The organism is Streptomyces sp. V4I2, from assembly GCF_030817655.1.
Taxonomy (GTDB): Bacteria; Actinomycetota; Actinomycetes; order Streptomycetales; family Streptomycetaceae; genus Streptomyces; species Streptomyces plumbiresistens.
Map to the genome: position 1 here is coordinate 50,030 of NZ_JAUSZM010000002.1, position 12,658 is coordinate 62,687.

The 12,658-nt window shown below is 72.1% G+C and carries 10 protein-coding genes; 7 read left to right on the plus strand and 3 right to left on the minus strand.

Going from position 1 to position 12,658, the window contains the following annotated elements; all coding sequences use genetic code 11:
- Positions 1–142 precede the first annotated feature (142 nt).
- Positions 143–1,075: a hypothetical protein gene (locus tag QFZ76_RS00410; protein WP_307671792.1), complete on the plus strand. Its 933-nt coding sequence runs from the start codon at positions 143–145 to the stop codon at positions 1,073–1,075.
- A gap of 340 nt (positions 1,076–1,415) precedes the next feature.
- Here the strand turns inward: QFZ76_RS00410 and QFZ76_RS00415 are convergent, their stop codons facing one another.
- From QFZ76_RS00415 to QFZ76_RS00425, 3 genes are all read right to left on the minus strand, one after another.
- Complete coding sequence (locus QFZ76_RS00415; RefSeq protein ID WP_307671793.1) at positions 1,416–1,970, minus strand: hypothetical protein; 555 nt, start codon at positions 1,968–1,970, stop codon at positions 1,416–1,418.
- A gap of 93 nt (positions 1,971–2,063) precedes the next feature.
- On the minus strand, positions 2,064–2,879 hold the full coding sequence (locus QFZ76_RS00420; protein ID WP_307671794.1) for a hypothetical protein: 816 nt from the start codon (positions 2,877–2,879) through the stop codon (positions 2,064–2,066).
- Positions 2,876–4,267, minus strand: a complete 1,392-nt coding sequence (locus QFZ76_RS00425; protein ID WP_373464241.1) for a hypothetical protein — start codon at positions 4,265–4,267, stop codon at positions 2,876–2,878. Before QFZ76_RS00425 ends, QFZ76_RS00420 begins: the two co-directional genes overlap by 4 nt.
- Before the next feature lie 741 nt (positions 4,268–5,008).
- Here QFZ76_RS00425 and QFZ76_RS00430 point away from each other — a divergent pair.
- The 6 genes from QFZ76_RS00430 to QFZ76_RS00455 are packed head-to-tail and all read left to right on the plus strand — an operon-like array spanning position 5,009 to position 12,652.
- The gene (locus QFZ76_RS00430; RefSeq protein ID WP_307671796.1) at positions 5,009–5,941 is read left to right on the plus strand and encodes a conjugal transfer protein; all 933 of its coding nucleotides are present in this window, start codon (positions 5,009–5,011) and stop codon (positions 5,939–5,941) included.
- Positions 5,938–6,279 (plus strand): hypothetical protein, encoded by a 342-nt coding sequence (locus QFZ76_RS00435; RefSeq protein WP_307671797.1) that lies wholly within the window; start codon positions 5,938–5,940, stop codon positions 6,277–6,279. Before QFZ76_RS00430 ends, QFZ76_RS00435 begins: the two co-directional genes overlap by 4 nt.
- Positions 6,276–6,854, plus strand: coding sequence for a hypothetical protein (locus tag QFZ76_RS00440; protein ID WP_307671798.1), 579 nt, complete (start codon positions 6,276–6,278; stop codon positions 6,852–6,854). Before QFZ76_RS00435 ends, QFZ76_RS00440 begins: the two co-directional genes overlap by 4 nt.
- A complete protein-coding gene (locus QFZ76_RS00445) occupies positions 6,851–9,550 on the plus strand; it encodes an ATP-binding protein (RefSeq protein ID WP_307671799.1) in 2,700 nt (899 codons plus the stop codon). The genes QFZ76_RS00440 and QFZ76_RS00445 overlap by 4 nt, the downstream gene beginning before the upstream one ends.
- Positions 9,547–9,906, plus strand: coding sequence for a hypothetical protein (locus QFZ76_RS00450; RefSeq protein ID WP_307671800.1), 360 nt, complete (start codon positions 9,547–9,549; stop codon positions 9,904–9,906). Before QFZ76_RS00445 ends, QFZ76_RS00450 begins: the two co-directional genes overlap by 4 nt.
- Before the next feature lies 1 nt (position 9,907).
- Positions 9,908–12,652 (plus strand): hypothetical protein, encoded by a 2,745-nt coding sequence (locus QFZ76_RS00455; protein WP_307671801.1) that lies wholly within the window; start codon positions 9,908–9,910, stop codon positions 12,650–12,652.
- Positions 12,653–12,658: the final 6 nt, after the last annotated feature.

Genomic DNA, 12,658 nt, shown 5'->3' on the forward strand with positions numbered 1-12,658 from the left:
GTCCCGTGTTCAACGGAGTGAGGAGCTTCAACGAGCACCGCGGGTGTTTCCGGCCGGAGCCACCCGCTCGGGAAGTGTGCGGGTCGAGTCGGCCGGCTGAGTGCCATCGACCTCCCCTGCAGCAGCCGTCTACGCTCTCGGCATGCAGCGCAGCGACGTCACGCGGGACGACGGCACTTGGGTGGGCCTGTCCCTGGACGTACAGGACTGCCACCTGCCGGGGCTGTGCGTGTTCAGCGCAGGGGCGCGACTGCTGGTCTCCCGGCTGTCGCGGCCTGTGCTGCTCGCCGTTGTCGACGAGCAGCTCCAGGGCGTGGACTTCTGGCGCACCGACGAGTACCGCTCCATTGTCCCGCCGCTACGCGCCGATGTGGGGCGAGCCCTGGCGGGCAGCCCGCAACGGTGGGCTCACCGCTTCGCGCAGTACCTCATCGACTCGCCGGACAGCCCGCTGCACGAGGGCCGATGGCTGCTCTCGTGCGAGAGTCCACTGCGGCGCTGGCGCCACGCTGACACTGCGCATGCCCAGTACTGGAGCTCGATGCTCGTCGAGGGCCATCCGGACGGATACATCGACTGGTTTGTCCACTCCGGATCGTGGGAGGTTCTTCCGTTGCGGCCGATGCCCGGTGCCGACGACAGCCGGGTCAAGGCGTACCGCAAGCAGGCCCGGGAAGGGACGCTCCCACCCGTCCTGTTGTGGTGGGTCAGTGGCCTGGACTGCCATCTGATCCTGGATGGTCACGCACGGCTCGCCGCGGCGATCGCCGAGTCCATCGAGCCTGCGCTGCTGCAGTTGCACCGCACGGTGCCGCGCGATGACCTGGCCGCACGCATCGATGACGCCGTGGGCTTCTACGAGTACGAACTGGCACGCTTCGCCGAACTCCGCGCCGTCCACGGCCCCACCGTCCCGGACGGCGCCGCCACCGCCGGCCCACAGCTCGTCCGCCTCCTTCACGACCTGAACGCTGCAGAACAGCCGACCTGGGCCTGGCCTCTGCCCGGCGGGGAGGCCCAATGGTGTCGCATCGCAGGCGAGGTGACGGCCGGCCAGGACTGGCTCCATACCTGAGCCCTGCCGACCCCCCGCTGGCTGTCGCCTCCGGGCGTACCGCCGTACCGCCAGGGACGCACACCGCGTGAAGGCCGCCTCTCTCAGGCACGAGATCTCAACGCGTACGCGGGCTCTGGCGCGTGCCGCCCTCAGCAGGCGGTCCGCGGCCGAGTTGGTCCGCCCCTGCCCCTGGACCTGGCTGGCTGGCTGGCTATCGGGCGGCCCCTCTCTTGTGGCGCTCATTCGCAGGTCTGCCCCTGGGTGGGGAGATTTACTGAGCAGGTCTGGGCTCACCGCCGAGCAGGAGATGGCCGTTCAGCGCCATCACCTGTGGCAGGCCGGCCTGCCAACGCCGGATTCAGGTGCGCTCATACCGCGGCGGCAGGAGGCCTTCGCCCGGCCACAAAGGCTGCTCGGCCACCAGGGCGGTGAGGAACAGGTCCACCTCGGCCAGGACTTCGGCGCGGTCGTCCGGCCCGTAGACGATGAGCTCGCCCGCCGCAGGGTTGATCGCTTGCAGCTGGTTGTCCGGGCCGGGTCCGGTGCAGATCAGGGCCCGGGCGATATCGGGGAGTCCGAGGCTGAGGGCATCGCACATCTGTGTCTGCACGAGCTGGACGAGGTCGGTGGTGACGCGCTCCCAGTCGCCGATCGCAGGCCAGTCAGCGCCGCCGTTCAGTTCGTGGGTGAGGGTGGCCAGCGGAATGATCTGGCCCGGCTGCCGTCCTTGGGTGAGCAGGTCATGGATCCGGGCGCCGTCGGGCTGGCGCACCTGCTGGTGGAGCAGAGAGGCGGCGGCCACCACGGTGGTGTTGATCTCCTGCGTTCCGGGGCCGGGGTAGTACGGCTCGTGGGCGAAGAGGAAGTAGACGTCCGACGTGCGGACAGCCGGACCAGGTTCGGGCTGGGGCATGAGGAAGGTTCCTTTCAGAGGTGACGTGCCGGGTGTGTGGCGAGGTGCCCGGGGTGTCGTCGGACGGACGCCAGGCGGGTACGGGCCCAGTGGTCACCCCCGCCCGGGCTTGCGGGTCTGGCCCGCGCTGGCTGTGCCGTCCTCGGCGGTGCGCTGGAGGATCTGGGCGACCTGGTCGGCGAGTTGGAGCATCAGCCGTTCGCGGGCGATGAGGCTGGCTGAGGCCGCGCGGGTGTCCTGGGTCTGGAGTTGGTCGGCGGCGTCCCACAGCAGGTTGTGGCCGATCTCGGCCCAGCGGCGCAGTTCGTAGCGGTCGCTTGCGGCGGCGGCCTGGACGAGCGAGGTGTGCAGGGCGGCGAGGCGTTGCAGGTAGCGGCAGGCGCCGTCGTCTTCGACGCTGCGGACGTGTTCGCGGGCCCGGGCGTCCAGTCGGCCGGGCAGGTGCTCGGCGAGCAGCGGGGCGAGCAGCATCGCCGGCAGAGCGACGTCGGCGGGGACGCCGTGGCTCATGGCGAACAGTGCGGCGAGCAGGCTGACGAGCGCGACGGCAGCGGCGGAAAAGCGCAGGGATACCGAGACGGTGTCCAGGGCGATGCGCTGGGCGGGGCGCCTGGTCGGCCAGCGCAGGGCCAGGCGCTGGGTGCGGGTCGCGGCCGGGGTCAGTACCCCGACCTGATGGGGGACCTCGGGCAGCGTGCCGTCGCCGGGGACGGTCCAGGCGAGCCAGTCCCATGGGGTGCGTTCGTGTACGAGCACGGGCTGACACGCGGCCGAGCAGGTGTGGTCGCGGACGTGGCCGGTGCGCAGGGCACGGGATTGCTCCGTCTGCCACCGGCCCGGGTCGCGGGTGAAGGGGTGCCGGTGGTGCGCGGCCGCGGCCGGCGGTGGGGTGTGCAGCGTGTCCGTCACGGGCTGCTTCCTTCCAGTGGGTCGATAAAGATGGAGGCGCACGTGGTGCAGCGGCCGTCGCCGTCGGGGCGGGCGCGCCGGGGGGTGGGGCCCGGGCAGGAACGGCACGGCGGCCAGCCGAGGCAGGCCGGGCACAGGTCCTCGCCCAGGGCGGTTGCGGGCATACCGCAGCCGGCGCATTCGGTGAGGGCCCGGTAGGTCAGGGCCTCGCTCACCGTGCGGGCGGCCGCAGGACTGGCCGATCGCGGCGGCGGGTCGTGCCACGGGGGCGTGGCGTGGTGGTCGGCCACCGTGGCGGGCGGTGGGTAGGCCTGGGCGGCGCGGAGCCGGGCGGCGATGATCGCGCCGACGGTGGTGCGGACCGGCTGGGGCAGAGGGCGGTCGCTGATGACGTGCTGGAGCTGCTTGCGCGTCCAGCCGGCTTCCAGCATGGCGGTGACGGTCCGGCCCTGCTCGGCGAGGACCTGGTCGGTCAGCAGCAGTTCGGGGCGCTGCGCGCCGATCGCCAGCAGCAGGCGGATTCCTGGTCCGAGGTCCGCGGGCGCCGGTGCGGTCGGTGCCGTCCGTGGGGATGGTGGTGCCTCGCGGCGCGGTCGCGCTGCGCGGGCGCCGGGAGGGAGGGGGCTGGTGTGCTGCTGAGTGGTCTTCTTTCTGTTGGTGTTCTTAGGGGGCCGGTCAGCCAACGTAGGGTCATCCACTGGTGGAAAACCCGACTCTGGCCCGGACCTGGTGTTTTGCAGGGCGGGCAGGTCGGTAATGACGTAGGCGGCCGCGCCGAGGGTGCCGTCTGGGTCGCGCTCGCGTTCACGGACCAGGAAGCCGTGCTTCTCCAGTTCCTTCAGCCCGCTCCTGACGGCTGACTCGCCGTCGCGGCCGCGGCGGGCGATGTCGGTGACGGTCATCCGCCAGCCCTCCCGGTGCGTGGAGAGCAGTCCGAACAGTCCCTTGGCCTTGAAGGACAACTGGGTGTCGCGGAACAGCGCGTTGGCGATCTGGGTGAACCGATCGGCCGCCATCACACCCCGGCGGATCCCCGCCCAGAACCCGCCGGCCGACTCGGTCTCGGGGGCCGTGACCACCACGTCGGCTTCGCCCAGCGCGATGTCCAGGGCGGCCGGGCGGTCGGTGATGCAGTAGACGATCTCGCCGAGGGTGCCATCCGGGCGGCGCAGGCGTTCACGGATCAGGTAGCCGTGCGCCTCCAACTCCTTCAGGCCGGTACGGACCGCTTCCCGTCCGTCCGGGCCCAGGCGGACCAGGTCGGCGATCGCCACCTGCCAGCCGTTTCGGTGCGTGCTGACGTACCCGAAGATCCCCTTCGCTTTGAACGACAGCCGGGCGTCGCGGAACAGCGCGTTGGCGACCTGGGTGAACTGATCGCCGGCCATCATGCCCCGGCGGATCCCCGCCCCGAAGCGGCTCACCGCCGTGCCCCCGCAGCCGGCCGCAGGCGGTGGCCACGGCGGCGCACCGGGCTCGCCGAGGTGGGACGGCCGGTGGTCCTGGGCGTGGAGGCGTGCGTGTGTTGCATGCCGTCAGCTCACTCGCCGGCCCCGACCAGGCTGACGGCCACCGGCCCCGACCATCGGTCACGATCCGGCAACATGCCCGTCTAGCTGCCGTGGTCGGGCTCATGGTCGGGCCGACCACGCGGCGTCAGCCCGACGCGCACGCATTGCGCAGGTCCGGTTGCGTATCCCCGGAGGGGCGGTGCGCAATCGGGTCTGCACACCTGGTCGAGGGTCGTGCGCAGTCGGGTGGCGCTCAGCGGCTGCGCAGTCCGCCCGAGAGTTCCTGATGCTCTCGTGCGCAGGTTGGGATGGCGCACTGCGCAGGCTCCGCAGCCGTCCCGGGCGGACGCCGTCTGCGCATTGGTGTGCGGGTCCTTTGGCCGCGCGGCATGAAGCCCTCGCAGCGGTCGCCGGCATCTGGGCTTGCGCAGGACAGGGTGAGTGTCACGAGCTCGCGCAGACCCGTGGTCGGGGTCATGGTCGGCCCGACCATGACCCCGACCACGGACTTCGTGTCCCCATCGTGACCGTGGTCGGCCTCTCGTGGTCGGTGGTCGGGTCGGGGTCGGCGGGTTTCCTCAAGGTCAGCAACATCCGTTCTGACCTGGGAGTTTGACCATGTCTCCTGGCAAGCAGGCCTCGGAGAACGAGGCCGCTGCTCCGATGGCGGCCGGCGCCCGGCTGGAGGCGATGCGCCGCCGTGTCCGTCTTTCGCACCTGGCGTTCTGGACTGTCATCGCAGCCGGCCCGATCGCCCTGGGCCTCGCCCTCACCTCTACCCCGACCGTGGTCGAGGCGGCCACCGAGGCCAAGCCCACCGCTGTGCGCACCACTGCGCACGCCGCCGACCCGTCCGGCTATGCGCAGCTGTTCGTAGCCGCGTGGTTGCGCAGCAGCGCGGATGACGCGACGAGTGTGCAGGCGCGGCTTGCGCAGTCGATGGCGCCCAACGTCGAACTGCCCGACCCGGCCGCTGCTGCGCAGCCCGCGCCTCAGTCCGTGACGGCGGTGCGCAGTGCGCACCGCGCCGACGGTGCGTGGTCGGTGACGGTGGCTGCGCAGTACGCCGATCAATCGGTGCGGTACTACGCGGTGCCGGTGGCCGCCGATCGCGCAGGCGCCTCGTTCACGGTGGCCGGTGCGCCGGGCGTGGTGGCCGGCCCGGCCCGGGCCGAGGTGCCGGCGTCGTCGTATGGCGTGAGTGTCCCGGAGGGTGATCTGTCCTCCGCGCTCGAGGAGTTCCTGACCGCCTATCTGACCGGTGCCGGGGAGGTGGACCGCTACCTCGCGCCCGGCGTGCAGCTCACCGCCGTCGCCCCCGCCCCGTACACGGCGGTCACGGTGCAGCAGGTGCTCGCCGTCGAGGAGGCGGCGGCTGCCGAGCAGGTGCCGGCCGACGGCACCAAGGTGCGCATCGTCGCGTCGGTGGAAGCCCGGGACGAGGAGAGGCGGTGGCCGCTGGGTTACGAGCTCGCGTTCACGGCCCGCTCGGGCCGGTGGGAAGTCGCCGCGCTTGAGTCCGGCACCGCCCAGAACGGGGGCGTGCGGTGAACACCGTGCACAGCGTGATCCTCGCCGGGCAGCTGGACGACCTCGGCGACTCGTGGATCAACATGTTCAAGGACTGGGCGACCAAGGGTCTGCAGGCTGGTCTGCTCGTGCTCGTCGTCGTGATCATGATCCAGAAGTTCAGCCTCAAGGCGGGGATCGGCGCCCTGCTGCTGATGATCATCGCGCTGGGGTTGTACAACTCCCGCGAGGACCTCTCGGGCATGTTCGAGGACGAGGTCAAAAACCCTGCCAAGGGCGGGCCCGCTGTCCCCGGCATCGTGCGCGGTTCTGATCCGGCTCTGCGGGAGCACGCTGCCGGCGCGGGAGGCTGGCTGTGAGCGCCGCGGCCGCTGGGCGGGTGGGGCGCTGCTACACCGCCGCCCGACGTCACCCGTGGGTGCTGGGGAAGGTCGCGGACTGGAAGATTCCCCTCGGCCCGTATACGCCTGCGCAGATCGCGGTGGCCGTCGTCGGCGGCTTCCTTCTGGTCAAGACCATCAGCTGGTGGTCGGTGCTGGGGCCGGTCCCGATCGCGGCGTGGCTGCTGGCGATCTGGGCGGTGCGCCGTCCGAAGATCCGGGGCCGTGCCCCGGTGCAGGCCGCTTTGGGCTGGGTGCTGCTGGGATGGCAGCCGAGGGGAGGGCGGATCGGCGGGCGGGCCGCCCGCGACCGCGCTCCCCACTCGCTGCTCGGCGGCTTCACGATCGAGGACACACCCAGCCCCGATCTGGCAGCCACCCCGTCGCGTGCGGCTCAGCGGCCCGCCGACCGGGTGCCGCACCCGAGCCCGGCCGCCGCTTGCTCGTCCACGCCCCACCGCACGGAGTCGGCTGCTCCCCCGGCGGTGGTGGGGCCGGTGTCGGGTGTTCAGCAGTTGCTCGCGCTCGCCGAGCAGGGCGGTGGTGTGCGGTGAGGGTTCCGATCCGGCACATCGCCGGGCATCTGGTGTGGGCGACGCACGGCAGCGTGTGGGCCCTCTACCGCCTGCACCCCGGCCCGGACGCCCGCGGCCGCCGCGAGGAGACTGTCCAGGGCACGTATGTGCCGGCCGCGGTCCGCGACGAACAGCTCGCCAAGGTCACCCACTTGATCCGCTCGCTGTCCGGGGCGCCGCGGCTGATCGGGCTGTGTGCGCAGGTCGACCCGGGCGAGATCGCCCTGCGCATGATCGAGGGCATCGAACCGGCCGACACGGCACCGGCTGACGGCCCTCACCCGTGGGTGGAGAACGTCGAGGCCACGCTGGATCTGCTGGACGGCCAGGAGATGCACCGCCGCACGCTGTGGCTGGCGGTGCCGCTGCAGACCGATCAGGCCGGTCTGCAGGTGTCGGCGTCGCTCGGCGCGGCGTGGGCGGAGCTGTCTTCGATGCTCGGCATGCGGCCGGCGCCGGTGGCACGGCGTGAGGTGGCCAGCTACCGCGAGCAGGCCTTGCGGGTGGAGGCTGCGCTCGCCGGCGGGATCGCCTTCCGTCCGGCCCGTCCGGCAGAGGTCGTGTGGATGATCCAGCACGCTCTGCACCGCGGTCTGCCGGAGCCGCTGCTCACCGAAGCCGAGACCAGCGACCTGTACGGCGGGCAGCTCCGGGATGGTGTGCTGCGCTCCCCCAGCTACGCCGACCTTGGCCAAGTCCGCCTGCAGGAAGGAGGCATCGACCCGGAGCTGGACGACGTCGAGGACCTCAAGAGCGCGGGGCAGATCACGCGGTCGGGGCGCAAGGCGTGGTGGCGTTTGAACACCGCCTCCCCGCTGCGCAGGCGCTGGCTGCAAGTCGAATCCGACGCCGGGGTGGGCTATCAGGCGCAGTTGGCGCTGGCCGAGTGCCCGCCCGCGGTCAGCCAGGACGCAGCCGACCTGTTCGCCCAACTGGAGACGCTCGCTTTCCCCGTCGACTACGCCGTCGATCTCACGCTCGTTCCGGCGGAGAAGGCGCGGGATCAGGTGCGGCGCAAGAAGAACGAGTTGATCGACCAGGCCGACCAGTACGACGCCCGCCCCACGGGGATGCCGGCCTCGCTGACCGAGGCCGCCCGTGACCTGGGCGAGCTGGACGCCCGCCTGTCGCGCACCTCGGTCGAGGTCGAGGTGCAGTCCGTGACCGTGCTGACGGTGTGGGGGCCGACCGCCGCCGTCTGCGACGCGCGGGCCCGCGCCCTGGCGGCGCTGCTCGGTGGCGCCGACTACCGGGCGGTGCGCCCGGCCGGCCTGCAGGAGGCCCTCTTCACGCTGGGGCTGCCCGGCACGGTGCGGCCGGGTGTGGTGCGGGAGTTCACCCAGCACCAGGTCTCGGAGGACTGGGCGCTGGGCGGGGCCTTCACCACCGCGGAGGTCGGCGACCCGAACGGGATGTTCCTCGGCCTCGACCTGGACTGCGGCACCAGCCGCCCCGTGATGATCAACGTGGCGGATGCGCCCAAAGTGGATGCGTCCGCGTCGATGGGCATCGTCGGGGACCTGGGGGCGGGCAAGAGCGTCCTGGAGAAGCTGATCGCGGAGGCGGTGTGGGCGCGCGGCGGCTGCGCGATCTGCATCGACCGCACCCCGGTGCGCGAGTGGGCCACCTTCGCCCGTACGGCTGCGAAGGGCCGCGTCCAGATCATCGACGCCGCCAAGGCCGAGGTGTCGATCGACCCGCTGCGGATGTTCGACGGCCCCGAGGGCTGTCACTACGCGCTGTCCTACCTCACCCTGCAGCTCGGCATCGGCCCGATGAGCACCAACGGCGAGGTCCTGCACCACGCCGTCGAGCAGGCCGCCGCCAGTGACGCCCCCTCCATGCACCGCGTGGTGGAAGTCATCGAGGAGATGGCCGTCCGTGAGGCGGGCAAGCGGCAGGACGCGGCCGCCACCCTGGCCGGCCTCATCCGGGTGGTGTCCACCAACTCCCTGGCCCGGATGGTGTTCGACCCGGCGCTGCCGCCGGTGCGGCTGGACGCCTCCAGCGCCTCCGACATGATCGTGATCACCACGACCGGGCTGAAGCTGCCGCCAAAGGCGGCGTTCGACAAGCCCGAGGTCCTGCACCAGCAGCCGCTGGAGGCTCTGATCGGGCGCGCGGTGCTCTATCTGATCGCCGCGATCGCCCGGCAGACCGCATTCGAGGACCCGGAGCGGTTCACCACCGTGGTCCTGGACGAGCTGTACTGGCTCACCTCGTCGGCCGAGGGCACCGCCCTGGTACACGAGATCCTCCACGACGGCCGCAAGCACGGCGCCGGCCTGCTCGCTGCCTCCCACGACGCCGCCGAACTCGGCCCCGACCGCGGGCTGATGGCCTACCGGGCACTCGCCCGCACGGCGGACCGTGAACGCGCCCGTCGCGGACTGGAGTTCGTCGGACTCGACCCGGGCGACCCGGAGCTGCTGCGGCTGGTGACCACCGGCCTGTCCCCCGTCGGGCAACGCGGCCGGGAGGGCGAGTTCCTGCTGACCTGCCCGCGGCAGAACACCGGCCGGGTCAAGGCCGTGATCCCGAACATCGCGCGCATCAAGTCGTCCATCACCACCACCCCGGGACGCCGCACCCACGCCGCCACGCACCCAGGTTCAGCAGCTGAGTCGCTTGCCGGTGAGGCCGTTGATGCCCGTCCGAAGGAACACGTCCGATGATCTCTTCTTCCTGGGACAGCTCCCGCCGCATCCGTGCCGCCGCGAGCGTCCTCACTGTGATCGCTGTTGCCGCCGGCGTGCTGGTCCTGGCCATCGGGATGAGCGTGCCGGAGCCGTGGTGGCCGCACACCGGGCAGGCTTTCGCCGCCGGCACCCGCCCCGCGCACGAGGACCCGTGCGACCTGATCGTGGGACCGGCCAAGGCGTACTGCGAGCGCGGCGCTATGAACTCCGCGTCCGCCGACCACCACGCCGACGCCGCCGGAGCGGTGTGGCGGCTGGTGCTGGCCGGCGCGGGCCTGGCCGCCCTCGTGATGTGGCGGCGCCGGAGCTCTGCTGGGCAAAGGCGGCGCTGAGATGTTCCGTCCAGACCGCAGGGCCCTGCGCTCGGCCGGCTTCGTGGCGCTGCTCACCGGTGTGTTCGTCATGGTGAACAGCCAGGTCGTGTACGCGGCCGGCAGCACCAGTGAGAGTGGAGATCTGCTCGCCCCGCTGAACATCACCTCCTCCGAGGGGGTGGCGATCAACGGCTACGAGCTGAACGCCGAGGGCGGTTCCATCGTCGCTTTCAAGACCCAGGCCCTGGCCTTCGCCCTGTCCGGGCTGTTCACCGTGATCCGGCTGCTGGTGGGTCTTGCGGGGTGGGCGATCGAGGTGGCTTTCCGGTTCCCGCTGCTGAAGATCCTCACCCGCCCGGCGCAGAAGGTCGCCGACACGTACGACACCGTGGTCGTCGACACGCTCGGGGTGAAGGGGCTGTTGCTGGCCTGGGCGTTCGTGTTCGCCGGTTTCATGATCGTGCGCGGCCGCGTGGGCCGTGGTCTGGGCGAGATCTTCCTGACCCTTCTGATCGGTGCGGTCGCCGCCTCGGCTCTTGTCCGCCCCGACACGCTGCTCTCCCAGGACGGGCCGTTGGGGCAGGCCCAGCAGGTGGCCGCCGAGGTCGCGCAGCAGAGTGTCAACTCCTACGACTGGGGCGGCAAGCTCGCCAGCCTGAGCCCGTGCGACGGCATGGCCGGCATGCAGGAGGTCAAGTGCCTGGAGCGTGAGGAAGCCCAGCCGGTTTCGTCGACCGACGTGGCCCGCCCGATCCAGGACTCGATCACCAACGCGCTGATCGTCAAGCCCTACATGCTGCTGCAGTACGGGCGCATCCTGGACCCCGCCAAGACGGCCGACCGCAAGGCCTACGCCGTCCACCTGAAGTGGATCACGGGCGGGTACCAGGCCGGCACGACGTCGCAGGACCGGAAGGACGCCTGCAGCCTGGTTTACGGTCCGGCCAAGCAGTACTGCGAGCGCGACACCGACGAGACCCCCGAAGCAGGCGGCACGCTGCCGGAGCTCACTCCGGGCGGGGAACTGCTGGACGCCTCGAATGCGGTCGTCACCGACGAGGACCGCGAGTTCTCCGCCTTCCTGGCGGACATGAAGAAGGCCGGCGACGTGGGCACGTCCTGCGCCGACTACGCCGAGGAGCCCACCTGGTGGCGGGTCGGCGGCGCCGCCCTGCTGCTGGTCGCCGCCCTGTTCCTCTGCGGCATGCTGCTGTCCAGCGCGATCGTCCTGCTGGGCACCCAGGGCGTCTGCGCGGCGGCCGCAGCCGTCGGCGGCGTCACGTTCATCGCGGGCATGCTGCCCGGGCCCGCCCGGCAGTCGGTGTGGAAGTGGCTGTCCCTGTGGGGCATCTCGGTCCTCGCGGTGGTGGGGATCTGCGCGTTCGTGCCGTTCTTCGGGATCGCCGTGGACGCCACCCTCACCGACGGGCCCGACCTGATGGTGGAACGGATCCTGCTGATCGACGTCCTGTCCATCGCGGGCGCCGCCGGTCACCGCCGCCTGCTGACCGGGATCACCTCCTTCGGCCGTCGCATGGCGATGCGGATGCGCTACGCCAAGGTCGGCGGCACCCACCTGCCCGGCGACACCAGCGAGCTCGGCGCCGCGCTCGCCATGAACTCCCCGGCCGCGCTCGGCGGTTACGGCGGCGGCTTGCGCGCCTTCACCGCAGGTGGCGGCGGCCGGTACGGGATGCTCGGCACCCGCCAGCGGCTGACGGGCGCGCTCGGCTCCTTGCTCGACGGGGCGGGCATGCCGGTGGACACCGGCCGCCTGCTCGCCGATGCCACCGCGGAAGCCGGACGTGGTCTGGCCCCGCTCACCGCGGCCGCCGCCGTGGGCGCACTGGGCGCCCGGCTCGGTGCGAAGGGCGCGCACTGGCTGCTGATCGGCCGACGGCCGGACCAGGAGCAGCTGGCCACGTGGCGCAAGCCCACCGCCGACGGCGACCCGAACACGCGCGGCCCTTCGGACGGCGGGGACGGTTCAGGCGGCACAGGACCGCGGCGGCCCTCGGGCCCGCCCGACCGCTACCGCAACGAGCAGGGCCAGGTCGTCGACCGCACCTCCGGCCAGGTGCTGCACGACCAGAACACCGACCGCACCCTGCTGTCCACCCGCGCCCACAACCGGCTGGTCCGCTTCCGCGGCTACCGCATCCTCCACCGCGGGGGCCGCACCGCATACGGGACCACGGTCGGTCTTCCCGCGAACATCCGCCGGGCCCGGTCGGGAGGCTCGCGCTATTCCCAGGACGCCCGCCAGCAGGTGCGGGTGTGGGGCAACACGGTGCGCGAGGACGGCCGGGCCTGGGCCGACACGGGCCGTCACGTGGCCCGTGTCCTGCGGGAGCACACGGACGACAGCGGTGGACCCGGCCCCTTCGTCCGCCGTCGCCTGCAAACCCGTCCCGCACCGGCACCACGGACGACCAGGTCCTCCAGTTCCCCGGCCGGCAGGAGACCGGCCTCCCCGCCGGCCAGCGCGCCCGCAGCTGCGACCATGCCTGCTGCCAGCACACGGCCGAGCGCCCCGCCCACGTCCCCGACGCGGCTCCCAGGCGGCGCGCCCCGGCGCCCGGCCGGGGCGTCACCGGACAGGTCCAGGCCGGTCTTTCCCGGAGGCGAAGGCGCCCGCAGCAGCACCCGTGACCAGGCGCGCGCCCGGTTCCAGGAGCTGATGCGGCGCACCTCGGCCGACGCCGAGCGGCTGCGCCAGGAACGCGAGCAGCGGCAGCGCGACGAGGGCGGTGACGACGCGTGAGGCCGG

Bases quoted from the DNA above. Each gene is read 5' to 3' on its own strand.
- QFZ76_RS00410 (WP_307671792.1), top strand. From the start codon at position 143: ATGCAGCGCAGCGACGTCACGCGGGACGACGGCACTTGGGTGGGCCTG.
- QFZ76_RS00415 (WP_307671793.1), bottom strand. From the start codon at position 1,970: ATGCCCCAGCCCGAACCTGGTCCGGCTGTCCGCACGTCGGACGTCTAC.
- QFZ76_RS00425 (WP_373464241.1), bottom strand. From the start codon at position 4,267: ATGGCCGGCGATCAGTTCACCCAGGTCGCCAACGCGCTGTTCCGCGAC.
- QFZ76_RS00430 (WP_307671796.1), top strand. From the start codon at position 5,009: ATGTCTCCTGGCAAGCAGGCCTCGGAGAACGAGGCCGCTGCTCCGATG.
- QFZ76_RS00450 (WP_307671800.1), top strand. From the start codon at position 9,547: ATGATCTCTTCTTCCTGGGACAGCTCCCGCCGCATCCGTGCCGCCGCG.
- QFZ76_RS00455 (WP_307671801.1), top strand. From the start codon at position 9,908: ATGTTCCGTCCAGACCGCAGGGCCCTGCGCTCGGCCGGCTTCGTGGCG.